We start from the raw sequence: 24,410 nt of genomic DNA, 5'->3' as shown, positions 1-24,410 counted from the left end.
CTTCATGAAAAATATGTGCGGCAAAGGTTTTTCATATCAGCAGGGAAAGGGGCTTCAGCAACTATGAGCTCGTCTGTTATCGGGTGAACCGCTTGTACTTTATTGGCGTGCAGTGCCTGCCTGTTTAGCAGCTTGCTCCCGCCTCCGTAAAGCGAGTCTCCTGTCAACGGATGGCCGAGGCTCGCCAGATGAACACGGATTTGGTGTGTTCTGCCTGTTTCCAGCTCTAATTCAACGAGCGACAGCCGTTCTTTCGCATTGCTGGCCATTACCTTGAAATGAGTGACGGCTGTTTGCCCGCCTGGTGAAACCCGGCGTCTTGTCGGGTGTGAGCGGTCTCTGCCGATCGGTGAATTAATTGTCCCTTTTTTCGTCCGTAGCTTACCTTCAGCGATGGCGGTATACGTACGCTTCAGCGTCTTTTTCTCTAACTGCTGGTCTAAGATGGCGTGTGCCAAACGATGCTTGGCAAAAACGATAGCGCCAGATGTATCCTGATCAAGACGATGGACGTGGCGCACCTTACATGTTTCGCCATTTATCTGATAATGATACGCGATCAAATTAGCCAGTGTGCCGGTTTGCCCATCCTCATTCGGATGCGTCGCGATGCCAGCGGGTTTATTGATGATGAGCATATGATTGTCCTCAAATAAAATATCAAGCTCGCCATACTCCGGAATGACCGAAGATGCTTCACTTTCCTGAAGATCAATGAACACGCGGTCTCCCTTTTTTACAATCATATTGTTTAAGACGGATTCGTGATTGACCTTTATCTGTTGATGGGACATCCAGTCTTGTATCACTGGTTTAGAAGCTTTGAGCGCTGTTTTGAGTACGGAAAACAGCCATTGGCCGTCCTGTTTTTCATTGATGAGGATCTCAAGCCCTCTGCCTTTTTGGTTCATGTTAAATGGCTCCTTTTCGAAGCGGAAGGCTGCTGTTTCTCATAGGAAACACTTACCTTAGCTTTCGCGTTTTTTTCTGTGCTATTCTTGAGTAAGACTTAGGATATTCGATGGCAAGAAAGGTGATTGACGTGAGAATTGTGAACGCAGCAACTGCAGAACAGGAGAGCTTTATCAAGGAGCTGTCTATGGAGCTGATCCATGATGTATTTCCTCTTTATTTCTCCGAACTGGACATTCAGCGCTTTAAAAAGAAAGGCGTTCTGTCTTTAAATAACCATTATTACCAAGGAACATTAAAAGAAGCATTTCAAATTATGGCTTGTCTGCAAATGATACATATTATCCTGACCAAGCCTTCGCCGCACTCTGATTTGAGTGATCAGGCGATTTTTGAAAAAAACAGCAAGATGCTGAATGATTTTGGGATTTATTTTCCGTTTGCTTTTTCTGACTTTCAAAAGAAGACTAACAAAGCCTTTTTCGGTCAAAGAAGGCTGATATAATCATGCGGCAAGGGCTTTTCTATTTTTAGAAAAGCTCTTTTTGTATCAGAGAAATCATATCATAAAACCTTTCCTCTAACTCCCTTTTTAAACGGCTCGTGTCTGAACATACTAATGATTGAAAGGGGTGCTGACAATGAGTTCAGTTAAAGATACAATGACAACGCAGGTGGCAACCGTTTCTCCGAATCAAACGATTCAGGAAGCGGCTTCTCTAATGAAACAGCATAACGTCGGGGCGATCCCCGTTGTAGAGCAAGGTGTTTTAAAAGGAATGCTGACTGACCGTGACATTACATTAAGAACTACAGCTCAGGGCCGTGATGGCCAGACACCCGTTTCAGAAGTGATGTCAACAGAACTCGTATCAGGAAACCCTAATATGAGTCTGGAAGACGCGTCGCAGCTGATGGCCCAGCACCAAATCCGCCGCCTTCCTATTGTAGATCAAAACAATCTAGTCGGGATCGTTGCGCTTGGAGACCTGGCAGTCAATCAGATGTCGAACGAGTCTGCGGGATCAGCGCTGACAAACATTTCTCACCAAAACATTCATTAATAAGAAAGAGCTTGCAGTGTGCAGGCTCTTTCTTCACATAAAACCTTACTTTTTGAAAGCAGACTTGTTTCGGGGTATAGTTGAGTGTATACATATGTCTCAATTCGTATTAAAGGAGTTGTACCCAGTGATTAAAGCGTTAATTTTTGATTTTGACGGGCTTATTCTAGATACAGAAACACACGAATATGAGGTTCTTCAGGAAATATTTGAAGAGCACGGCTCAGTGCTGCCGCTATCTGTCTGGGGAAAGGTCATCGGAACTGCTGCGGGTTTCCGGCCTTTTGAATATTTAGAAGAGCAGATCGGGAAAAAGCTGAACCATGAAGAGCTCACACAATTGAGAAGAGAGCGGTTCGCCAAACGCATGGAAACAGAAAAAGCGAGACCTGGTGTCGAAGCGTATTTGAATGCGGCAAAGGATTTAGGCTTAAAAATAGGCCTTGCTTCCAGCTCTGATTATAAATGGGTGTCCGGCCATTTGAAGCAAATCGGCCTGTTTGATGATTTTGAAGTTATTCAAACGGCTGATGATGTGGAAGAGGTGAAGCCGAATCCTGAGCTCTATTTATTGGCGGCAAAGAACCTCGGGGTATCGCCAGCGGAATGTCTCGCGTTTGAGGATTCTGTCAATGGTTCGATTGCTGCGAAACGTGCAGGAATGAAGTGTGTCATTGTCCCGAATAAAGTAACGGGCACCTTGATGTTTGAAGACTATGATCACAGGCTTGAATCAATGGCGGAAATGGAGCTCGCCCTATTGCTTGATCATCTGAACTCACAAAACTAGAAAGGAGCGAGTAGGTTGTCTGAGAAATTAGATTTGACCCGGTTTGAAAAGAAAATGGTTATCCGCAATATCGAAGAGAAAGACATCGACAAGATTATCGATCTTCAAAAGGACTGCTTTCCGGGGATGGAACCTTGGAAGCGAGAGCATTTAATCAGCCATTTGGAGCATTTTCCAGACGGGCAGTTTTGTGCAGAATTCGAAGGTGAAATTATCGGTTCGTGCTCAAGTCTCCTGATTAACTTTGATGAATATGATGACCGCCATACGTGGCAGGACATTACAGATGACGGTTATATCACCAACCATAATCCTGACGGCTTGAATATGTACGGAATTGAAGTCATGGTGCACCCGAAATACAGACGAATGAAGATCGGCCACCGTTTGTACGAGGCGAGAAAGGACTTAGCCAGACGCTTAAACCTGAAAAGCATCATCATAGGCGGACGGATTCCAAACTATCACAAATATGCAGATGAAATGACAGCGAGAGAGTATGTTGAACAGGTGACACGCCACCAAATATACGATCCGGTTCTTTCTTTTCAGCTGATGAACGGCTTTACCCTTATGCGAATTAACCCGAATTATCTCCCAGATGATACAGCTTCGATCAAGTATGCGACGCTGATGGAATGGAATAATGTCGATTATCTACCGCAGCAGACAAAACGCTATTATAAATCGGCGTTCCCTGTTAGAATTTGTGTGATCCAATACGAAATGAAGAAAATTTATTCCTTTGAGGAATTTGCGAATCAAGTAGAATACTATGTCGATGTTGCTTCCGACGCAAGATCTGATTTTGCGGTGTTCCCGGAAATTTTCACAACCCAGCTGATGTCTTTCCTTGAGGAACGGTCACCGAGCTTGGCGGTGCAGAGAATTACCGAGTATACAGAAGATTACATCAGCCTGTTTACTGACTTGGCTGTGAAGTATAACGTCAACATTATCGGCGGATCTCATTTCGTCGAAGAGGAAGGCAAGATCTATAATATCGCTTACCTGTTCAGACGGGACGGAACAATCGAAAAGCAATACAAACTCCATATTACGCCGAATGAACGCAAATGGTGGGGGATCAGCGCAGGAGACCAAGTTCGCGTGTTTGATACGGACTGCGGGAAAATCGCGATCCAGATCTGTTATGACATTGAATTTCCTGAGCTTGCCCGGATTGCGGCTGATAAAGGAGCCAAAATCATCTTTACGCCATTTTGTACAGAAGACCGTCAAGGCTATCTGCGTGTCAGATACTGTTCGCAGGCTAGAGCGGTTGAAAATCAAATTTATACGGTTATCTCTGGAACGGTCGGAAACCTTCCGCAAACGGAAAACATGGATATCCAATACGCCCAGTCAGGCATCTTTGCCCCGTCTGATTTTGAATTCGCCCGAGACGGCATTGTCGGCGAAACAAACCCGAATATTGAAATGGTTGTCATCGGCGATGTTGACCTGGAAATTCTCAGAAGACAGCGCCAAAACGGTACAGTGCGCCAGCTAAAAGACAGACGGCGTGATATTTATCATATTCAATATAAAAAATAATTTCCAAAAAACCCGCCTGAATTGGCGGGTTTTTTAAAACAAAAGCGGAATTGTTTAGGTGCTGTCTTTAAAATAAAAGTAGGTATAGTGGAGGTGCCTTATGGAGTTTCTGTATTTTCGCCATTTCCTATATCATACAGAAAACGGCTAGGCTTCACATTGCTATTGCAATGGCTGTCCAAGTTGTTTCGAGTGCGACCTTTATCAGTACGATGCTGAGCATTGCCACTTTGCCTGTTTTGCTTTGGAAGCTGCATCCTCTTTCTTCTTGAGAAAGGGGATGTTTTATTATTTACGCGGTTTATTGACTCTGACCCGGTCTGGCTTTATATTGAAGGCAGGGAAATCATCACCAAGACATCACATAAAGAGAAGGTCTGTTTCAATTGAATTGGCATTATAGGGAACGCTAATGAAATGGAGATGATGGGGATGGAAAACATTCAGCAAAATCAGGGATTAAAGCAAAAAGATGAGCAATTTGTGTGGCATGCCATGAAGGGAGCGCATCAAGCGGACAGCCTGATAGCCCAGAAGGCCGAGGGGGCCTGGGTAACCGACATAGACGGACGCCGCTATTTGGATGCGATGTCCGGTTTGTGGTGCGTCAACATTGGTTACGGCAGAAAGGAGCTTGCGGAGGCTGCCTATGAGCAACTAAAGGAGCTGCCTTACTACCCGTTAACGCAAAGTCACGCACCCGCAATTCAACTGGCGGAAAAGCTGAATGAATGGCTTGGCGGCGATTATGTTATCTTTTTTTCCAACAGCGGATCGGAAGCAAACGAAACTGCTTTTAAAATTGCCCGCCAGTACCATCTGCAAAACGGCGACCACAGCCGTTATAAATTCATCTCAAGATATCGGGCATACCACGGCAATACATTGGGAGCGCTCTCAGCTACCGGACAGGCGCAGCGGAAATATAAATACGAGCCTTTGAGCCAAGGGTTCCTGCATGCAGCTCCGCCAGATATATACCGGAATCCTGATGATGCAGACACGCTTGAAAGCGCAAATGAAATCGACCGCATCATGACATGGGAATTAAGCGAAACGATTGCCGGGGTCATTATGGAGCCCATCATTACAGGCGGAGGCATCCTAATGCCGCCGGACGGATATATGAAAAAGGTGGAGGACATTTGCCGGCGCCACGGAGCCCTTTTGATTTGCGATGAAGTGATCTGCGGGTTTGGACGGACAGGCGAGCCGTTCGGGTTTATGCACTACGGTGTGAAGCCTGATATCATTACGATGGCAAAGGGAATCACAAGCGCGTATCTGCCATTGTCAGCGACTGCTATTAAACGGGACATTTTCGAAGCGTATCAGGGGGAAGCTCCTTATGACCGTTTCCGCCACGTGAACACGTTCGGCGGAAGCCCGGCTGCCTGTGCCTTGGCGTTGAAAAACCTGCAAATTATGGAGGACGAACTGCTGATTCAGCGATCCCGCGATCTTGGAGCAAAGCTTTTAGGTGAGCTCCAAGCTCTGAGAGAACACCCGGCAGTCGGGGATGTTAGAGGAAAAGGGCTGCTGATCGGAATCGAACTCGTCAAAGATAAATTGACTAAAGAGCCGGCTGATGCCGCCAAAGTAAACCAAGTGGTTGCGGCGTGCAAAGAAAAAGGGCTGATCATCGGCAAAAACGGCGATACAGTCGCCGGCTACAACAACGTCATCCAGCTTGCGCCGCCATTTTGCCTGACAGAAGAGGACCTTTCCTTTATCGTGAAAACGGTGAAAGAAAGCTTTCAAACGATATAATATAAAAGTGATTTATTAAAGGAGCACATGATGAGTTTTCACAACCAGCCGATCTTACCGGCTATTCGCAATATGAAGCAATTTGATGAGTTTTTAAACAGTTCGTTCTCTTACGGTGTTATTCTTGATATTCATCTCGGCCAGCTGAAGGGCGTGATCAAAGAAGCGCAAAAGCACGGAAAGAACATGATGGTGCACGTCGATCTCATTCAAGGGATTAAGCATGACGAATACGGTGCGGAATTTATATGTCAGGATATCAAGCCCGCTGGGATTATTTCCACAAGATCGAACGTGATTGCCAAAGCGAAGCAGAAGAAAATTTATGCCATTCAGCGCCTGTTTTTGCTTGATACAAGCGCGATGGAGAAAAGCATGGAGTTTATCGGCAAGCATAAGCCTGACTTCATCGAAGTGCTTCCCGGCATCGTTCCGTCACTCATTCAGGAAATAAAAGAGAAAACAGGGATTCCCATCTTTGCCGGGGGTTTCATCCGTACGGAAGAGGATGTAGAGCAGGCATTGAAAGCGGGGGCTGTAGCTGTCACAACATCTAATACCAAATTGTGGAAAAAATATGAAAACTTTTTGACAGAAAGTGATTGACACCGCTTTCATGCATTGATACAATTGCACTAGGTTAATACATTGTGATGGAGAACTCGGAGACCACAGCAGCTCTTTACGGCAAATGTTTATGCACCCGTAAAGCGGTTTGTTGTGGTTTTTTTATTCTCTTCTTCTCTATCATGCTTTTTAATCGTGACTTTAGGAGGAATGTGCTATGACAGCATTTTGGGGAGAAGTCATCGGTACGATGCTGCTTATCATTTTTGGTGCAGGTGTTTGTGCAGGTGTCAATTTAAAGAAATCGCTTTCATTCCAGTCTGGCTGGATTGTTGTTGTATTTGGATGGGGATTGGGTGTTGCCATGGCGGCATACGCGGTTGGCGGCATCAGCGGTGCCCATTTGAATCCGGCGCTAACGATAGCGCTTGCATTTGTAGGAGATTTTCCTTGGAAAGAGGTTCCGGTTTATATTGCGGCGCAAATGATCGGAGCGATCATCGGTGCGGTGATTATTTATCTGCATTACCTCCCGCACTGGAAGTCAACGGATGATCCCGCTGCCAAGCTGGGTGTTTTCTCAACAGGGCCCAGCATTCCGCATACATTTGCAAACGTTTTAAGCGAAGTGATTGGGACATTTGTCCTTGTACTTGGAATCTTGGCCATTGGGGCAAATCAATTTACAGAAGGACTTAATCCTTTAATCGTCGGTTTCCTCATTGTAGCAATCGGTATTTCTCTGGGAGGCACCACCGGCTATGCTATCAATCCTGCACGTGACTTAGGTCCGCGGATAGCCCACGCTTTTCTTCCAATTCCGGGGAAGGGCTCATCAAACTGGAAATACGCATGGGTTCCGGTAGTCGGCCCGATTTTAGGCGGATCATTCGGCGGTGTATTTTACAACGCTGCATTTAAAGGGCACATCACAAGCAGCTTCTGGATTGTAAGCGTTATATTGGTTGTGGTATTGTTAGGACTCTATGTTTATACGAAATCATATTCTGCTAAAACATTATCAAATTCTAAATATATTTAATCAAAGGGGAGACATCTTATGGAAACGTACATTTTATCCTTAGATCAGGGGACGACAAGTTCAAGAGCGATTCTGTTTAATAAAGAAGGCAAAATTGTCCACTCTGCTCAAAAGGAATTTACACAATACTTCCCGCATCCTGGCTGGGTTGAGCATAATGCCAATGAAATTTGGGGCTCTGTCCTCGCGGTTATCGCCTCAGTCATCTCTGAATCAGGAATCAGCGCTTCTCAAATTGCCGGCATCGGCATCACGAACCAGCGCGAGACGACGGTTGTGTGGGATAAAGATACAGGAAGTCCTGTCTATAATGCAATCGTTTGGCAGTCCAGACAGACGTCCGGCATTTGTGAGGAACTTCGTGAAAAAGGATATAATGATAAATTCAGAAAAAAAACTGGGCTTTTAATCGATCCATACTTCTCCGGCACGAAGGTGAAGTGGATTTTAGACAATGTGGAAGGCGCGAGAGAAAAAGCGGAAAAAGGCGAGCTGCTGTTTGGAACGATTGATACGTGGCTCATTTGGAAAATGTCAGGCGGAAAAGCGCATGTGACCGATTACTCCAATGCCTCAAGAACACTGATGTTTAATATTTACGATTTAAAATGGGACGATGAACTGCTCGACATTCTAGGCGTACCGAAATCCATGCTCCCTGAAGTGAAGCCGTCCTCTCATGTGTATGCGGAGACTGTTGATTATCACTTCTTCGGAAAAAATATCCCGATTGCGGGAGCGGCAGGCGACCAGCAGTCCGCATTGTTCGGCCAGGCATGCTTTGAAGAAGGCATGGGGAAAAACACATACGGCACAGGATGTTTCATGCTGATGAATACCGGGGAAAAAGCAATTAAGTCCGAACATGGGCTTTTGACAACAATCGCTTGGGGCATTGACGGAAAAGTGAACTATGCGTTAGAAGGAAGCATTTTTGTCGCAGGCTCTGCCATCCAGTGGCTTAGAGACGGTTTGAGAATGTTCCAGGATTCATCGCTAAGCGAATCTTATGCAGAAAAAGTGGATTCAACTGACGGCGTGTATGTCGTTCCAGCATTTGTCGGACTGGGAACGCCTTACTGGGACAGTGATGTGCGCGGTTCGGTTTTCGGCCTGACAAGAGGGACAACAAAAGAGCACTTTATCCGTGCGACACTGGAGTCATTGGCTTATCAGACAAAAGATGTGCTTGACGCAATGGAAGCAGATTCAAACATTTCATTAAAGACGCTTCGTGTAGATGGAGGAGCTGTGAAAAACAATTTCCTGATGCAGTTCCAAGGAGACCTGTTGAATGTTCCTGTGGAGCGCCCGGAAATTAATGAAACGACTGCGCTTGGCGCGGCTTATTTGGCAGGTATCGCTGTGGGATTCTGGAAGGACCGTTCTGAAATCGCGAACCAGTGGAATCTGGATAAACGGTTTGAGCCTGAATTAGAAGAAGAAAAACGAAATGAGCTGTATAAAGGCTGGCAAAAAGCCGTGAAAGCAGCTATGGCTTTTAAATAAAGTAATACTATGGTATAATGGTTACAAGTTAATAAGAACGGTCCTGAGATGAGGAGAGACCACAGCACCAAAGTGTAAGCATGCACTTTGGCTGTTGTGGTCTCTTTTTCTATTTACCGTGACAACAAGGAGGAGACGTAATGATGAAACATCAATTTTCAAGTCTTGAAAGAGATCGCATGCTGACAGACATGACGAAAAAAACATATGACCTATTTATTATCGGAGGAGGAATTACAGGAGCCGGAACAGCTCTTGACGCGGCATCAAGGGGAATGAAGGTCGCACTAAGCGAAATGCAGGACTTTGCGGCGGGAACATCAAGCCGATCAACGAAGCTGGTACATGGCGGCTTGCGCTATTTAAAACAATTTGAAGTGAAAATGGTCGCTGAGGTAGGAAAAGAGCGGGCGATTGTGTATGAAAACGGCCCGCATGTCACTACACCGGAATGGATGCTGCTTCCATTTCATAAAGGCGGCACATTTGGTTCATTTACAACATCTATCGGGTTAAGGGTTTATGACTTCCTTGCAGGTGTGAAAAAGTCAGAACGAAGAAGCATGCTTTCAGCAAAAGAAACGCTGCAAAAAGAGCCTTTGGTAAAAAAAGACGGCTTAGAAGGCGGCGGGTACTATGTGGAATACCGCACTGACGATGCGAGACTGACCATCGAAGTCATGAAGGAAGCGGTGAAATTCGGGGCAGAGCCTGTGAATTACTCCAAAGTGAAGGAGCTTCTTTACGAAAAAGGCAAAGCCGTCGGCGTATTAATTGAAGATGTGCTGACAAAGAAAGAATATAAAGTGTATGCGAAAAAAATTGTCAATGCTACAGGCCCTTGGGTCGATCAGCTCAGAGAAAAAGACCATTCGAAAAACGGAAAGCATTTGCAGCATACAAAAGGCATTCACCTTGTATTTGACCAGTCTGTCTTTCCGCTGAAACAGGCTGTATATTTCGATACACCTGATGGCCGGATGGTATTTGCGATTCCTCGTGAAGGCAAAACATACGTGGGAACAACAGACACTGTTTACAAAGAGGCGCTGGAGCATCCGCGGATGACAACGGAGGATCGTGATTATGTCATCAATTCAATCAATTATATGTTCCCGGAACTGAATATCACTGCGAATGACATCGAATCCAGCTGGGCAGGGCTGCGTCCGCTGATTCATGAAGAAGGCAAAGATCCTTCTGAAATTTCACGGAAAGACGAGATTTGGACATCTGACTCAGGCTTGATCACCATTGCCGGCGGAAAACTGACTGGATACAGAAAAATGGCGGAGCACATCGTTGATCTTGTACGTGACCGCTTAAAAGAAGAAGGCGCAAAGGATTTTGGCCCGTGTAAAACGAAAAACATGCCAATCTCAGGCGGGCACGTCGGAGGTTCGAAAAATCTCATGTCCTTCGTTACCGCGAAAACAAAAGAAGGAATTGCAGCCGGTTTATCAGAAAAAGACGCAAAACAGCTGGCGATCAGATACGGCTCTAACGTAGATCGCGTCTTTGACCGGATAGAAGCGCTGAAAGATGAGGCCGCGAAACGCAACATTCCGGTTCATATTCTTGCTGAGGCAGAATACAGTATAGAAGAAGAGATGACTGCAACCCCTGCTGACTTCTTTGTCCGCAGAACGGGACGTTTATTTTTTGATATCAATTGGGTAAGAACATATAAAGATGCCGTTATTGATTTTATGAACGAGCGATTCCAATGGGATGAGCAGGCAAAAAACAAACATACAGAAAACCTCAACAAGCTTTTACACGATGCGGTCGTACCGCTTGAGCAATAAATCATAACGGGCTGTCTGCAGCCCGTTATTTCTTTTTACGTGCCGAAAGTGCCAGATATCAGGTTATCAAGTGACAGAGGCACCCGCTTCATATAAAATAATGGCATAAGCTGATACATAGGAGGACGAATATGACTTGGAGAAAGAGCTATGAACGCTGGAAACAGACAGAACATTTAGATCCGGAATTAAAAGAGCGCCTTATTGAATTAGAGGGAGATGAACAGGCCCTTGAGGACTGTTTCTATAAAGACCTTGAATTCGGTACCGGCGGAATGCGCGGAGAAATCGGCGCCGGGACAAATCGGATGAATATTTACACTGTGCGCAAAGCATCGGCCGGGTTTGCGGCATACATCTCGAAGCAAGGTGAGGAAGCGAAAAAACGGGGCGTTGTCATTGCTTATGATTCCCGCCATAAATCTCCGGAGTTCGCGATGGAAGCGGCAAAAACACTTGCGACACAAGGCATCCAAACATACGTGTTTGATGAGCTTCGCCCGACGCCAGAGCTGTCATTCGCTGTCAGACAGCTGAACGCTTATGGAGGGATTGTGGTAACGGCAAGCCATAACCCGCCTGAATATAACGGCTACAAAGTATACGGGGATGATGGCGGCCAGCTGCCTCCAAAGGAAGCGGACATCGTCATTGAGCAGGTAAACGCGATTGAAAATGAGCTGACGATCACAGTGGACGAAGAAAATAAGTTAAAAGAAAAAGGCTTAATTAAAATCATCGGTGAAGATATTGATAAAGTTTATACAGAAAAACTGACGTCCATTTCTGTACATCCTGAATTATCGGAAGAAGTAGATGTAAAGGTTGTTTTCACACCGCTGCATGGAACTGCAAATAAACCGGTCAGACGCGGTCTTGAAGCACTCGGCTACAAAAATGTAACGGTTGTCAAAGAACAGGAACTGCCGGATTCAAACTTCTCCACTGTTACATCGCCAAACCCGGAAGAGCATGCGGCATTCGAATATGCCATTAAGCTTGGGGAGGAGCAGAATGCAGATATTCTCATCGCGACAGATCCTGATGCTGACCGCCTCGGCATCGCGGTGAAAAACGATCAAGGCAAATATACAGTGCTGACAGGAAACCAAACCGGAGCGCTGCTGCTTCATTACCTGCTTTCTGAAAAGAAAAAACAAGGCATCCTGCCTGATAACGGTGTTGTTCTCAAAACGATCGTCACAAGTGAAATCGGCCGTGCTGTAGCTTCTTCATTCGGCCTTGATACGATTGATACGCTGACAGGCTTTAAGTTTATCGGTGAAAAGATTAAGGAATACGAGGCATCAGGCCAGTATACCTTCCAATTCGGTTATGAAGAGAGCTACGGTTATTTAATCGGGGATTTTGCCCGCGATAAGGACGCCATTCAGGCTGCGCTTTTGGCAGTTGAAGTTTGCGCGTTCTATAAAAAACAGGGAATGTCTTTGTATGAGGCGCTCATCAATCTCTTTAACGAGTATGGTTTTTATCGTGAAGGGCTGAAATCCCTGACGCTGAAAGGCAAACAAGGAGCAGAGCAAATTGAAGCGATTCTTGCTTCCTTCAGACAAAATCCGCCGCAGAAAATGGCGGGCAAACAGGTTGTCACAGCAGAAGATTACGCTGTAAGCAAACGGACGCTTCTGACTGAAAGCAAAGAAGAAGCCATCGACTTGCCAAAATCAAATGTATTGAAATACTTCCTGGAAGACGGGTCTTGGTTCTGTCTTCGTCCTTCTGGAACTGAGCCGAAGGTGAAATTTTATTTCGCCGTAAAAGGGTCATCTTTGGAAGACAGTGAACAGCGTCTTGCCGCCCTTTCTGAAGATGTAATGAAGACGGTGGATGAAATTGTTGAGTCGACGGCAAAATAATTCAAGTATGAGCTGGGTCATTGTAAATGATCCGGCTTTTTCTTTTTCTCATCCAAAAGTCTGAAAGAAAATCATCCCATCAGTGAAGTAATGAAATACAAAAAACTGGTATAATCTTAAATACAAGATCAATGCCGGAGTGAGAAACGTGAGCAAAATGAGGATGGAAAAATTAAAAACGCTGAAAACGATTGCCGAAACCTTAAATCAAGGGCACGATATCAAAGCAACACTGGATGAGGTTTTAAAAGAGTTGCTGAGTCTGACAAACCTTCAATCCGGATGGATTTTTTTGATCGAAGAAGATGGGTCTTATACGTTAGCGGCCGACGCTTATCTGCCCCCGGCTTTAAGCCGCAAGGAAAAAGTGCTGATGTGCGAAGGGGAGTGTTACTGCCTGACGAAATTCAATAACGGAGGGCTTAGAAAGGCTGCAAATATCATGAACTGCAAACGCATCGAATCAGCAGAAAACCTGCATTGTTTTGACACAGAAGGGATTACGCATCATGCAACTGTGCCTTTAGAAGACGGGGACAGAAGATTCGGATTGTTAAATGTGGCGGCGGCCGGAAAAACCATGTTTGATGAGGAAGAGCTGCATTTACTCGAATCTGTCGCCTTTCAGATCGGAACGGCAATCCAGCGTATGAGGCTTTCCGAATATCAACAAAAAAATGCTCTTTTAATGGAGCGTAACCGCCTCGCTCAGGAGCTTCACGATTCAGTCAATCAAATGCTGTTTTCCGTCAGTTTAACTGCCAAAGCTGCGAAGACACTAACAAAAGATGAGAATTTACAGCAGATGATTGAATTCATCCAAAACCTATCACAGGACGCGCTCGCAGAAATGAAAGCGTTAATTTGGCAGCTTCGTCCCGGAGGATTGGAAAAAGGGCTGGCTGAAGCCATTAAAAGCTATGGTGCGCTCATTGGATTGAAGATCATTTTTACACAAAAAGGCTGTCCTGTTCTGACTGATGAGCAGGAGCATATGCTATGGCGTGTCGTCCAGGAAGCTTTAAATAACTGCAAAAAGCATGCCGGAACGGATACGGCGTATGTTAGTCTGACTGCTTCTTTGTGCCATGCGGAGCTGGATATCATCGATCATGGGGCGGGATTTCGCTATGAAGCGCATGCCGGTCTGCCTTCACTTGGCATCAAGGGTATGAAAGAACGGGCGGAAAAAGCCGGCGCTAAGTTTTGGATTGAGTCAGCGCTTGGAACTGGAACAAAGCTGTCCATCAGGCTTCCGCTAACAAGCCGAAAAGGAGGGGCGGTATGAAAATTGTCATTGCTGATGATCATCATGTTGTCAGAAAGGGTCTGCGTTTTTTCTTTGCCACCCAGGATGATATTGAAGTCGTCGGAGAAGCTGCAACCGGAATAGAAGCTCTCCGTGTCATCGAAGAGACAAAGCCGGATCTTGTGCTAATGGATCTGTCTATGCCCGAGATGGACGGCATTCAAGCCATTAAAAAAGCAATACAGCAATTTCCGGATACGAATATCATTGTGCTGACGAGCTACTCTGATCAGGAGCACGTCATCCCCGCGCTTCAGGCAGGCGCGAAGGCGTATCAATTAAAGGATACGGAGCCCGAGGAATTGGTGAAAACACTAAGACAAGTGCATGGTGGCGAATACAAGCTTTCTACAGCTATTATGCCCCATGTGCTAACACATATGAAAAATCAGCACGACCCGGAAAAAGAAAAATACTATCAATTAACTAGAAGGGAAAAAGACGTTCTGACTGAAATAGCGAACGGGAAAAGCAATAAAGAAATCGCAGCAGCCTTGTTTATTTCAGAAAAAACAGTAAAAACCCATGTATCGAATCTTTTAGCAAAACTTGAAGTGGCCGATCGCACGCAAGCAGCGCTTTTCGCAGTGAAATATAATCTGAATGGAGAGATCTCAAAATGAACATGTTAGTCATAAATGGCACGCCTAGAAAACATGGCAGAACAAGAATTGCAGCATCCTATATTGCAGCTCTGTATCACACGGATTTGATTGATCTAAGCGAGTTTGTATTGCCCGTTTTTAACGGTGAAGCGGATCAATCTGAACTGTTGAAAGTACAGGAGCTTAAGAAACGCGTTACGAAAGCGGATGCGATTGTATTATTATCGCCTGAATATCACAGCGGCATGAGCGGCGCTTTAAAAAATGCTTTGGATTTTCTAAGCAGCGAACAATTCAAATATAAGCCCGTTGCATTATTGGCAGTAGCGGGAGGCGGAAAAGGCGGCATCAATGCGCTGAACAATATGAGAACTGTGATGCGGGGTGTCTACGCCAATGTCATTCCGAAGCAGCTGGTGCTTGATCCGGTGCATATTGATGTTGAAAATGCTACAGTGGCTGAAAACATTAAGGAAAGCATAAAAGAGCTTGTCGAAGAACTCAGCATGTTCGCAAAAACAGGAAATCCCGGCGTCTAAACGCCGGGATTTGTTTATGTGAGAAGGGCTATTTGATCTTCATAAGTCAGCTCTGTGGCATGATCAATATAACGGAGAAGGGAATACAGCATCTTTTCTAAAACGGCGTAATCCTGTTCAAAATGATACGCATGCAGAAAATGCTCAATTCGTTTTGATAACAAATCGTCCTCTGTACGCACCATTAAAATTAATAAATTATCCCATTGAGAACGATGGGTGTAATAAAGCGCTTTATCGTAATCGGCATAATCCATGAATCGCTTCTCCTTTCTTGGGTGAGAAGTTCATGATTAGTTTATGCCGCATCTTCTGTTATTGACGGGGCAAAACTTGCCGTCTGCGTCAGTAAAGGGGTAGCAATATGAGGGAGACATAAAATCAAAATGCCTGAATGAAGATATCGCTTTTGGTAAACCTATGAGGGAACATATTCTGGGTACAGGAGACTGAAAAAATGAAATCTCTGCCGTATACCATTGCGCTTCTTTTTTGCGGATTGATTATCGTGTCAATGGCTGCAAAAGGTCATTCAACGGACACAAACGAGTCCGTTCAAAAGTGGGAACAGCTTGCCTGGAGCAAAATTCAGGATGAATATAAGGGCGCTTCATTTTCTGATTATGCTTATATGGGGCGTACAGAGGTGAATGATCAGCAGACGAAAGATGTCTTTCGGGTGACAGTCAGACAGAAAGATGACACTTTTTCTGTTCGGGCCGAAGTCTATTTTCATCCGGTGACAAATCATATGATCAGCATCAACGTCTTTAGGCTCTAATAAAAAACTGTACAGCCGTTAAGGCCGCACAGTTTCTGTTTTTAGAAATATCGTTTTGCACCGAGATAGCGCTGTTTCCAGTAAGAGTTGTTCATATTGGAAATGACAACTCCGGAATCGTTGGCATTTATGAATTCCCCGTTGCCTAGGTAAATTCCGACGTGGGAAGGGCCGGCTTTATATGTTGTAAAGAAAACGAAATCTCCGACAGCAGGCTGGCTAACTGATTTCATTGTGTTCCAATATCCCGCTGCCGTTAATCTAGATACGGATGTGACTTTGTTCAGTACATAGTAAATGAATCCGCTGCAGTCAAACCCGGACGGTGTCGTGCCTCCCCAGCGATACGGAACCCCAAGCTGCGCTTTAGCGGCCGAAATCATTGTGTTAATCTTCGCACTCGTTGAGCTGGTGGTGTTTGAAGAACCGGATGAAGACGATGATGAAGCTTTTCCGGAAATGACCAGCTTTTGGCCAACCTGCAAGACATCCGTTTTTAAATTGTTTTTCTCACGAATCTGCTGAGCTGTTACATTAAATTTTTGAGCAATCACCCATAAGGAATCACCGCTTTTCACTGTGTATGTAGTCGTCGTGCCTGAGCTTGCATTTGACGAAGAAGACGACGATGATGAAGAGCCTGAAGATGCTTTACCTGTCAGCTTCAATACTTGTCCAACGTACAGCACATCTGATTTCAGATTGTTGATATTTCGGATTTGCTGTACAGACAGGTTATAGTTGTTTGCGATTTTCCAAAGTGAATCACCGCTTTTAACGGTATATTTAGTTGTTGCTGAAGTTTGGTTCGATTTGGATGAAGTGTCTTTAGAAGACGTATCAGAGCCGCTTGATTTTGTTTTCAACACCTGATTCACGTAAATGGTGTCTGATTTTAAGTTGTTCAAGACCTTCAATTCAGCGATGGACATATTGACTTTGTTTGCAATTTTCCAGAGTGAATCTCCAAGCTGCACCTTATATGTTCCCGTAGAAGATGAGGAACTTGAACTCTTATTAGAACTGCTTTTTGAACTGGAGCTTGAACTCTTATTGGAACTGCTTTTTGTACTGGAACTTGAAGAAACAGTACCGGACACCTTTAATTTCTGCCCAGCACGAATTAAATCGCTGCTTAGTCCGTTTAATTTTTTCAGTTCCTGCACCGTCATTTTAAACTCATTTGCGATCAGCCAAAGTGAATCTCCGCTTTTCACTGTGTAAACAGAACTTCCGCTCTTCTTGGTTGTTGAGCTTGAAGTAGATGAAGAAGTGCTGGATTTGCTGCCTGGAATAGTAAGCGTCTGGCCGATCGACAGAACAGTAGTCGAAAGATGATTGGCGGATGTGAGGGCCGCCACACTTGTGTTATAGGTTTGGGCCAGTTTCCATAAAGAATCTCCGCTTTTGACCTTAATCGTTGCTGCTTCAGCTGGTGTCACTGCTAAAGTTGTGCCGACAATCGCAGATGCTGTCAGCCCTGCTGCTAATTTCTTTTTCATCTTAGCTCTCCTTTTTCCCCCAATGATTTTGCATTTGCTGTTTCTTTTTTATATCGGCACATTTGTCTCATCGTTTTGCCTTTTTATAAAAATAGCCAAATTATCTTAACAATAAGGGGGAAAAAGGGCATAAAAAAAGAAGGAATCATGGATCTATTCCTTCATTTTTAAAAGCTTCATGATATCTTCTTTGTTTTTGACGAGGTCGCGCAGTGTGTATTTGTCTAAAACTGCGAGGTAGGCCAAAAGCGCTTCATTCAGCACATGTTTTAAGCCGCAAACCGGGGAAATAACACAGAGATTCTTATTCGCATCAAAACATTCAACAATATTAAAATCGTCCTCCGTTTTTCTGACAACCTCACCGATGTTGATGTCTTCAGGTTCCATGCCTAATCGTATGCCGCCGCCCCGTCCGCGTATCGTTTCTACGTAGCCGAGCTGGCCGAGCCTGTATATGACTTTCATGAGATGATTTTTTGAAATAGAATACGTTTCGGCAATCTGTTTTATATTTGAAAGTTCTCCGGGACGCTCTGCAGCCAGAAAAATCAACACTCTTAATGAATAATCTGTATAATTGGTTAACTTCATAATAAGACCTCAGAATAAGACATTTTCTATATCTTATCATAATCGATTGAAAAATGAAAAAAAGGAATTAAAAAAACATGCACCCAGCTGGGTGCATGTTTTTTGCTTACATGTCATTCGGCGGATTTTGGTTTTTACGGTTTTTTTCGATTTCTGTGTTTTGCATTTTGCGTTCAAATGTAGACAGATAACGTGATGCAAAATCCTTACCGCCAAGGCCGAAGGATAAACCGAAAGCGAGTGCGAAGCCGCTAAGAACGATGATAAACGCGGAATTGACGATTGTCGCAGCGACACCAAGCTGATCCAGGGCCATAAAGAAAGCAAGTGCGATAATCGTATATTTAGCAATAGGCGCTAAAGACTTGAATTCCTGGCCTTTTATCATGCTTGAGAGCACTTTTCTCACCAATTCTCCTGCGTAAAGGCCGAGTCCGAGAATGAATACGGCGACAAGGACATTCGGCAGATACGCGATGATGCCAGTGGCAATTTCTACGAGGAAGTGCAGCCGAACAATTTGAAGCGCCTCAGCTGTAAAGAGCAGAATGACAATGATTTGCGCAATCATACCGACAACTTGAGACAAGGACAGCTTTGCAGGCGTTCCGGCTTCCATGCCCATTTTCCCTAAGACAGAATCAAAGCCTGCGCGATGGAGCAGTCCGGACACCATGGATTTCACCCATTTTCCTGCCCAGATACCCGCTAATACAAGCACGATGGCAATCATGATGTTCGGAAGCATGTTTAAAATCGTATTCAGCATAGAGACAGCTGGTTTTGAAATGCCGGCGACATCCAGCTGATCAAGCGCTGAAATGACCACCGGAATCATAATCAGCACATAAGCGATTGTTCCGATGACTGCTGAAAGGCTTGTGTCTTTTAAGTAAATTGATAAACCCATACGTGCCGCGAATCTTTCCGTGCCGATGCTTGCAAGGAAATTCGTAATGATATCACGGACAAGGCGGGCAACAAGCCAGCCGATTAATACGATAAGCGCCGCTGCAAATAATTTCGGCAGAAAAGCGAGCACGCTTTCCATCATATTTGTAAAAGGACCTGAAATGCCGCTGATTTTCAAAGAAGATAAGACCCCTGGCAGAAAAACAAGCAGCACGAGATAAAAGACAATTTGTGAAGCGGTATTGACAGCCTGGTGAATATCTTTTCCTTCAGACACCAAATTCCACTTGCGCAGTTTGTCACTCGTGTTCAGCTTCATCCCGATTTTTTTGACAAGGAAGCTTAAAACAGAGGCTGCAGCCCATCCTAACAGCAGAATGAGTCCAGCTTTCAGCACGCTTGGGATCGCGGCTGCAATCGCCGAAAGCATACTGACAAACGGCGATGCCACTGTTGTCAGGTGCAAAATGTTAAAGAATAAAATAAAGACGATGATCAGTGCGATAAAATAAACGACCTTGCTTATGACTTTTTCCGAGGAATAGCGTGAAGGCTTTTTCCCAGCAAAGAGCTTGTCGTCGATTTTTGTTTTGCTGAGTCCTTTGTATACCGCTTTTTCAATGATTTTAGCAATAGCCCAGCCGATTAATAAGACGAGTAAAGCAATGATTACGTTTGGCAGCTTACTGAGATAAGAAGAAAACACGTCTGCTACATTCAATTGGTATCGCTCCTTTTTCGTAGTATGGTGTGTGTTTACCCACTTATCCAATAAGCAAACAGATGAATGTGCCGGGGGAATTTTTTCTTGCCCGAGTGAGACTATCATCTTTTGTCTGGCGGGCTCATACATTATAGATAAGTCCAAGTAGGGGGGATTCGGTTGAACGCGGAGGAGAAGAAGGGATTACAGCGGGCAATTGAGGAAATTACCGAAATTGCAAAAGGATTCGGCCTTGATTTCTACCCGATGAGATATGAAATCTGCCCGGCTGAAATTATTTATACATTTGGCGCGTACGGGATGCCGACAAGATTCAGCCACTGGAGCTTCGGCAAGCAGTTTCACAAGATGAAGCTGCACTATGATCTAGGGTTAAGTAAGATCTATGAGCTGGTCATTAACTCAGATCCATGCTACGCTTTTTTGCTGGACAGCAACTCACTGATCCAAAATAAATTGATTGTCGCACACGTTCTTGCTCATTGCGATTTCTTCAAAAACAACTGCCGTTTCCAAAACACGAAGCGCGATATGGTGGAAAGCATGGCGGCAACAGCTGAACGGATAAAACACTATGAACAGGTTCACGGGATAAAAGAAGTCGAATCTTTTTTAGATGCAATCCTTTCGATTCAGGAGCATATCGATCCGTCGTTGGTCCGACCAAAGCTCCAATGGAGTGTGGATGATGAGGAAGAGGAGATTGAAGAGGCAGCCACGCCTTACGATGATCTATGGTCATTGGATGAAAAGAAACCGAAAAAACAAGTGAAAAAATCGAAAAAACCGTTCCCGCCGCGGCCTGAAAAAGATATCCTGCTTTTTATCGAGGAGCATTCCCGGGAGCTGGAGCCATGGCAGCGTGATATATTAACGATGATGAGAGAGGAAATGCTTTATTTCTGGCCTCAGCTGGAAACCAAGATTATGAATGAGGGCTGGGCTTCCTATTGGCACCAGCGAATTATACGTGAGCTTGATTTAACCTCTGATGAAGCGATCGAGTTCGCCAAGCTGAATGCAGGTGTCGTTCAGCCGTCCAAAACAGGCATTAATCCTTATTATTTAGGGCTAAAAATATTTGAAGACATTGAGGAGAGGTACAACAACCCGACGGAGGAAATGAAGAAAATGGGCGTGCAGCCTGACTCCGGCCGGGAGAAAATGTTTGAGGTCAGGGAGATTGAATCCGATATCTCTTTCATCCGCAATTATTTAACCAAAGAATTAGTCATGCGCGAGGATCTTTATTTGTTTCAAAAACAGGGCCGAGATTATAAAATCATCGATAAACAGTGGAAGTCGGTGCGCGACCAGCTCGTAAGCATGCGGGTAAATGGCGGTTTTCCATATTTGACAGTAAACGATGGCGATTATATGAAAAATAACGAGCTCTATATTAAGCATTGGTATGAAGGAATAGAGTTAGATTTGAAATATTTGGAGAAAGTGCTCCCTTATTTATTCCAGCTTTGGGGAAGAAGCGTGCACATTGAGTCTGTGCTTGAGGATAAGGAAGTCATGTTTTCGTACGACGGAAAAGGTGTTCACCGCAGATATTTATAAAAAAGAGGATGCAGCGTTCTGCATCCTTTTTATTTTCCAGTTTTTAAAATCTTAAATATGATGTTTGCCTGGTCCGTATTGTTAATCAATCCGCGGAATTTTTCTTTTCCGGGGCCGTACGCGTATACCGGTACTTCTTCGCCGGTATGATCGGTACTCGTCCATCCGCTGTTGGAGCGAGTATTAAAAATCTTGATGATGGCTTTGTAGGCCCCTTTGCTTTTGTCAGCCTGTGCAGCTGCTTCAACGCTTTTGATTTCTTCAGATGTGACTTTCAGATTGCCATAGCGGGCGAGCACATCTTTAACCGGCTTGCCTTCACTGATTTTTTTGGCCATGAATTCAGGTGTTTTCTTAGCGGAGAGAATCGGTTCTGCGTGCCAATTTTTTTCCCCGTTTGCGCCAATGGTAAAGCCGCCGGTTGTATGGTCAGCAGTTGCAATCACAAGTGTATGTTTGTCTTTTTTCGCAAATTCAATCGCGGCTTTATAGGCCTGTTCAAAATCTTTAACCTCGCTCATGGCTCCTACTGTATCATTGTCATGGGCCGCCCAGTCAATCTGGCTCCCTTCGACCATCAAGAAAAATCCTTTTTTATTTTGGTTCAGGCGATCAATTGCTGAAACCGTCATGTCTTTGAGAGACGGTGTTTTGCTGTCACGGTCGAGCGCCTTAGCAAGCCCTCCCTCTGCGAAAAGCCCGAGCACCTGCTGATCTTTATTTTTCTTCAATGCTTGTTTAGTTGTCACATAGCTGTAGCCGGCTTGTTTGAATTCCTTTGTCAAGTTTCTGTCCTTGCGGTTAAAATAAGATTTTCCGCCGCCGAGCAGCACGTCTATTTTATGTTTGCCTTTTATTTTGTCATCCATATAGCTGTTGGCGATTTGGTCCATGTTTTTCCGTGATTCATTGTGGGCGCCATATGCGGCTGGAGTGGCGTGGTTAATTTCAGACGTGGCGACAAGCCCTGTTGACTTGCCTTGCTGTTTGGCCTCTTCAAGTACAGATTTCACTTTTTTCCCGTTTTTATCGACGCCAATTGCATTGTTATATGTCTTAACGCCTGTCGCTAATGCTGTTCCGGCTGCTGCTGAATCTGTAATATTATAGTCAGGGTCATCCGGATGCGTCATCATCATGCCTGTCAGGTTCCGGTCAAATTCTGTTAACTTCGGGTTATTCGGTGTGTCACCGTTATTTTTCATGGAACGGTAGGCTCTTATGTAAGGCGTCCCCATGCCGTCGCCTATCATCACAATGACATTTCTGATCTCAGCTTTGTCTTGTTTTTTGGCGCTGGCCTTTTCTGTTTGCTGCAGCTCAGCTCCGGCAAAGACTCCAGCTGTAAGGACAGAAACAGCGGCGATTGGCAGAAGTTTTGATTTCATATTTTGAAACAAACTCATTTTTTTCATGCCTCCTTTAATGTATTCCGTTTATCATGTTAGGGAAATTTTGTTAAATGCGGCTGTTGATCATGTAAACAATAAGTAAAGTCTTGTAAGGAAATGAAAAAACGCTTTTCGTTATCTTGCCTTATTTGATGTAAAGCATTCATTTTTCAGAAAAATCTTTACCTCTCTGTCTTTGCATGATATGTTTGTTTAAATAAAAAAACTGCGGATAACCGCAACTCTCCTCGAATATTCTTTATCACTCATTTTTCCGGTATGTGAGCCGACCCCGAAAGTTTTTCATTTATTTCCTTTATGTTGAAAAACATCCCATAAAACATGACAAAAGCACTCGTTTTTTGTCACCTTTGCAACGAAAATGAAATATTTAATACCCTTAAAAACTTTTTTTTAGAACGAATAATTAAGAAATTTGTCACATGAAGTCAAGACTATTTCTGATGGGAATCTATCCTTATAATAGAAATCAATAAGATTAATTAAAAAAGAGATACATATATAGAGAGTTAACATTTGGGGAGGAAAATATGAAAAAGCAAATCATTACAGCTACGACAGCAGTTGTTTTAGGATCGACGTTATTTGCAGGAGCGGCATCTGCACAAAGCATTAAGGTGAAAAAAGGCGACACGTTATGGGATCTTTCAAGAAAATACGACACAACGATCAGTAAAATTAAATCAGAGAACCACCTTCGTTCAGATATTATTTATGTGGGACAAACTTTATCGATTAACGGCAAATCTACAAGTTCAAAAAGCAGCAGTTCTTCTTCCTCTTCTTCTACATACAAAGTAAAGAGCGGGGACAGCCTTTGGAAAATTTCAAAAAAATACGGCATGACAATCAATGAACTGAAGAAGCTGAATGGCTTAAAATCAGATTTGCTTCGTGTTGGACAAGTCCTGAAACTGAAAGGTTCAACTAGTTCAAGCAGCTCCAGCTCATCAAAAGTGTCATCGTCTTCAACTTCTACTTATAAAGTGAAGAGCGGAGACAGCCTTTCTAAAATTGCGAGCAAATACGGCACTACGGTTAGCAAATTAAAAAGCTTAAACGGCTTAAAATCAGATGTAATCTATGTCAACCAAGTATTGAAGGTGAAAGGAACAAGCACAAGCAGCTCAAAACCTGCTTCATCTTCATCGTCTTCAAGCAGCAAAACGTCATCTACATCACTTAATGTGAGCAAGCTGGTTTCTGATGCAAAAGCGTTAGTCGGAACGCCATACAAATGGGGCGGAACGACAACTTCCGGCTTTGACTGCAGCGGATTCATTTGGTACGTACTGAATAAACAAACAAGTGTGGGCAGAACAAGCACTGCAGGATACTGGAGTTCTATGAAGAGCATTGCCAGCCCGTCTGTTGGTGATTTCGTCTTCTTCACAACATATAAATCCGGCCCTTCTCACATGGGGATTTACATTGGAAACAACAGTTTCATTCATGCAGGATCTGACGGCGTACAAATCAGCAGCCTGAACAACAGCTACTGGAAGCCTCGTTACCTCGGTGCGAAAAGATTCTAATTTTTAGAGAAAACCCGTTCATTGGAACGGGTTTT

General features: G+C 44.3%; 22 protein-coding genes and 1 pseudogene. 17 read left to right on the top strand and 6 right to left on the bottom strand.

Annotation, left to right across the window (positions count from 1 at the left end; genetic code table 11):
• Positions 1–2 precede the first annotated feature (2 nt).
• Positions 3–911, bottom strand: a complete 909-nt coding sequence (locus tag PUN35_RS09675; RefSeq protein WP_003244785.1) for an RluA family pseudouridine synthase — start codon at positions 909–911, stop codon at positions 3–5.
• 110 nt (positions 912–1,021) lie between these two features.
• Between PUN35_RS09675 and PUN35_RS09670 the strand changes: the two genes are divergently transcribed.
• From PUN35_RS09670 to yhdA, 14 genes and pseudogenes are all read left to right on the top strand, one after another.
• Positions 1,022–1,417 carry a YhcU family protein gene (locus PUN35_RS09670; RefSeq protein WP_003233401.1) on the top strand — a complete coding sequence of 132 codons (396 nt, stop codon included), beginning with the start codon at positions 1,022–1,024 and terminating at the stop codon, positions 1,415–1,417.
• 136 nt (positions 1,418–1,553) lie between these two features.
• Entirely contained in the window at positions 1,554–1,976 is a 423-nt protein-coding gene (locus tag PUN35_RS09665; protein ID WP_014479280.1) for a CBS domain-containing protein, read from the top strand.
• Positions 1,977–2,103: 127 nt separating this feature from the next.
• Complete coding sequence (locus PUN35_RS09660; RefSeq protein WP_014479281.1) at positions 2,104–2,766, top strand: HAD family hydrolase; 663 nt, start codon at positions 2,104–2,106, stop codon at positions 2,764–2,766.
• Between the two features lie 15 nt (positions 2,767–2,781).
• Entirely contained in the window at positions 2,782–4,323 is a 1,542-nt protein-coding gene (locus tag PUN35_RS09655; protein WP_014479282.1) for a bifunctional GNAT family N-acetyltransferase/carbon-nitrogen hydrolase family protein, read from the top strand.
• Positions 4,324–4,493: 170 nt separating this feature from the next.
• Positions 4,494–4,595 (top strand): annotated as a pseudogene (locus PUN35_RS22485) (AEC family transporter); the annotation flags it as partial.
• Positions 4,596–4,740: 145 nt separating this feature from the next.
• Positions 4,741–6,093, top strand: coding sequence for an aspartate aminotransferase family protein (locus PUN35_RS09650; RefSeq protein ID WP_031600324.1), 1,353 nt, complete (start codon positions 4,741–4,743; stop codon positions 6,091–6,093).
• A 27-nt stretch (positions 6,094–6,120) separates the two neighbouring features.
• Positions 6,121–6,699, top strand: coding sequence for a glycerol uptake operon antiterminator GlpP (gene glpP / locus PUN35_RS09645; protein ID WP_003233388.1), 579 nt, complete (start codon positions 6,121–6,123; stop codon positions 6,697–6,699).
• A gap of 178 nt (positions 6,700–6,877) precedes the next feature.
• Complete coding sequence (gene glpF, locus PUN35_RS09640; RefSeq protein WP_014479285.1) at positions 6,878–7,702, top strand: glycerol uptake facilitator protein GlpF; 825 nt, start codon at positions 6,878–6,880, stop codon at positions 7,700–7,702.
• Between the two features lie 18 nt (positions 7,703–7,720).
• Entirely contained in the window at positions 7,721–9,211 is a 1,491-nt protein-coding gene (glpK, locus tag PUN35_RS09635) for a glycerol kinase GlpK (RefSeq protein WP_014479286.1), read from the top strand.
• Between the two features lie 140 nt (positions 9,212–9,351).
• A complete protein-coding gene (glpD, locus tag PUN35_RS09630) occupies positions 9,352–11,019 on the top strand; it encodes a glycerol-3-phosphate dehydrogenase (protein WP_014479287.1) in 1,668 nt (555 codons plus the stop codon).
• Between the two features lie 131 nt (positions 11,020–11,150).
• Complete coding sequence (gene pgcA, locus PUN35_RS09625; RefSeq protein WP_014479288.1) at positions 11,151–12,896, top strand: phospho-sugar mutase; 1,746 nt, start codon at positions 11,151–11,153, stop codon at positions 12,894–12,896.
• Positions 12,897–13,044: 148 nt separating this feature from the next.
• Positions 13,045–14,184, top strand: coding sequence for a two-component system sensor histidine kinase YhcY (gene yhcY / locus PUN35_RS09620; protein WP_014479289.1), 1,140 nt, complete (start codon positions 13,045–13,047; stop codon positions 14,182–14,184).
• Complete coding sequence (gene yhcZ / locus PUN35_RS09615) at positions 14,181–14,828, top strand: two-component system response regulator YhcZ (RefSeq protein WP_014479290.1); 648 nt, start codon at positions 14,181–14,183, stop codon at positions 14,826–14,828. Before yhcY ends, yhcZ begins: the two co-directional genes overlap by 4 nt.
• Complete coding sequence (gene yhdA, locus PUN35_RS09610) at positions 14,825–15,349, top strand: FMN-dependent NADPH-azoreductase (protein ID WP_014479291.1); 525 nt, start codon at positions 14,825–14,827, stop codon at positions 15,347–15,349. Before yhcZ ends, yhdA begins: the two co-directional genes overlap by 4 nt.
• 14 nt (positions 15,350–15,363) lie before the next feature.
• Here yhdA and PUN35_RS09605 read toward each other — a convergent pair whose 3' ends face one another.
• Positions 15,364–15,606, bottom strand: coding sequence for a YhdB family protein (locus tag PUN35_RS09605; protein WP_003233373.1), 243 nt, complete (start codon positions 15,604–15,606; stop codon positions 15,364–15,366).
• Between the two features lie 200 nt (positions 15,607–15,806).
• Between PUN35_RS09605 and PUN35_RS09600 the strand changes: the two genes are divergently transcribed.
• Complete coding sequence (locus tag PUN35_RS09600) at positions 15,807–16,130, top strand: YqzG/YhdC family protein (protein WP_014476269.1); 324 nt, start codon at positions 15,807–15,809, stop codon at positions 16,128–16,130.
• 41 nt (positions 16,131–16,171) lie between these two features.
• On the opposite strand, the gene lytF is transcribed toward PUN35_RS09600, so the two are convergent.
• From lytF to PUN35_RS09585, 3 genes are all read right to left on the bottom strand, one after another.
• Positions 16,172–17,632 (bottom strand): peptidoglycan endopeptidase LytF, encoded by a 1,461-nt coding sequence (lytF, locus tag PUN35_RS09595; protein ID WP_014479292.1) that lies wholly within the window; start codon positions 17,630–17,632, stop codon positions 16,172–16,174.
• A gap of 153 nt (positions 17,633–17,785) precedes the next feature.
• The gene (gene nsrR, locus PUN35_RS09590; RefSeq protein WP_014479293.1) at positions 17,786–18,226 is read right to left on the bottom strand and encodes a nitric oxide-sensing transcriptional repressor NsrR; all 441 of its coding nucleotides are present in this window, start codon (positions 18,224–18,226) and stop codon (positions 17,786–17,788) included.
• Between the two features lie 106 nt (positions 18,227–18,332).
• On the bottom strand, positions 18,333–19,859 hold the full coding sequence (locus PUN35_RS09585) for a mechanosensitive ion channel (RefSeq protein WP_014479294.1): 1,527 nt from the start codon (positions 19,857–19,859) through the stop codon (positions 18,333–18,335).
• 162 nt (positions 19,860–20,021) lie between these two features.
• On the opposite strand from PUN35_RS09585, the gene spoVR reads away from it, so the two are divergent.
• Entirely contained in the window at positions 20,022–21,428 is a 1,407-nt protein-coding gene (spoVR, locus tag PUN35_RS09580; RefSeq protein WP_014479295.1) for a stage V sporulation protein SpoVR, read from the top strand.
• Positions 21,429–21,457: 29 nt separating this feature from the next.
• Here the strand turns inward: spoVR and phoA are convergent, their stop codons facing one another.
• Positions 21,458–22,843 carry an alkaline phosphatase PhoA gene (gene phoA / locus PUN35_RS09575; protein ID WP_031600328.1) on the bottom strand — a complete coding sequence of 462 codons (1,386 nt, stop codon included), beginning with the start codon at positions 22,841–22,843 and terminating at the stop codon, positions 21,458–21,460.
• 527 nt (positions 22,844–23,370) lie between these two features.
• Between phoA and lytE the strand changes: the two genes are divergently transcribed.
• Entirely contained in the window at positions 23,371–24,375 is a 1,005-nt protein-coding gene (gene lytE, locus PUN35_RS09570; RefSeq protein WP_003244816.1) for a peptidoglycan endopeptidase LytE, read from the top strand.
• Positions 24,376–24,410: the final 35 nt, after the last annotated feature.

Source organism: Bacillus sp. N3378-2at (genome assembly GCF_033412715.1).
GTDB lineage: Bacteria > Bacillota > Bacilli > Bacillales > Bacillaceae > Bacillus > Bacillus subtilis.
Note: the sequence above shows the minus strand (reverse complement) of the source record. Positions and strands in the feature narration are given on the sequence as shown.

Bases quoted from the DNA above. Each gene is read 5' to 3' on its own strand.
- pgcA (WP_014479288.1), top strand. From the start codon at position 11,151: ATGACTTGGAGAAAGAGCTATGAACGCTGGAAACAGACAGAACATTTA.
- glpD (WP_014479287.1), top strand. From the start codon at position 9,352: ATGATGAAACATCAATTTTCAAGTCTTGAAAGAGATCGCATGCTGACA.
- PUN35_RS09600 (WP_014476269.1), top strand. From the start codon at position 15,807: ATGAAATCTCTGCCGTATACCATTGCGCTTCTTTTTTGCGGATTGATT.
- glpP (WP_003233388.1), top strand. From the start codon at position 6,121: ATGATGAGTTTTCACAACCAGCCGATCTTACCGGCTATTCGCAATATG.
- lytE (WP_003244816.1), top strand. From the start codon at position 23,371: ATGAAAAAGCAAATCATTACAGCTACGACAGCAGTTGTTTTAGGATCG.
- yhdA (WP_014479291.1), top strand. From the start codon at position 14,825: ATGAACATGTTAGTCATAAATGGCACGCCTAGAAAACATGGCAGAACA.
- PUN35_RS09650 (WP_031600324.1), top strand. From the start codon at position 4,741: ATGGAGATGATGGGGATGGAAAACATTCAGCAAAATCAGGGATTAAAG.
- lytF (WP_014479292.1), bottom strand. From the start codon at position 17,632: ATGAAAAAGAAATTAGCAGCAGGGCTGACAGCATCTGCGATTGTCGGC.
- PUN35_RS09605 (WP_003233373.1), bottom strand. From the start codon at position 15,606: ATGGATTATGCCGATTACGATAAAGCGCTTTATTACACCCATCGTTCT.
- PUN35_RS09670 (WP_003233401.1), top strand. From the start codon at position 1,022: ATGGCAAGAAAGGTGATTGACGTGAGAATTGTGAACGCAGCAACTGCA.
- nsrR (WP_014479293.1), bottom strand. From the start codon at position 18,226: ATGAAGTTAACCAATTATACAGATTATTCATTAAGAGTGTTGATTTTT.
- glpF (WP_014479285.1), top strand. From the start codon at position 6,878: ATGACAGCATTTTGGGGAGAAGTCATCGGTACGATGCTGCTTATCATT.
- PUN35_RS09675 (WP_003244785.1), bottom strand. From the start codon at position 911: ATGAACCAAAAAGGCAGAGGGCTTGAGATCCTCATCAATGAAAAACAG.
- yhcZ (WP_014479290.1), top strand. From the start codon at position 14,181: ATGAAAATTGTCATTGCTGATGATCATCATGTTGTCAGAAAGGGTCTG.
- glpK (WP_014479286.1), top strand. From the start codon at position 7,721: ATGGAAACGTACATTTTATCCTTAGATCAGGGGACGACAAGTTCAAGA.
- PUN35_RS09665 (WP_014479280.1), top strand. From the start codon at position 1,554: ATGAGTTCAGTTAAAGATACAATGACAACGCAGGTGGCAACCGTTTCT.
- phoA (WP_031600328.1), bottom strand. From the start codon at position 22,843: ATGAAAAAAATGAGTTTGTTTCAAAATATGAAATCAAAACTTCTGCCA.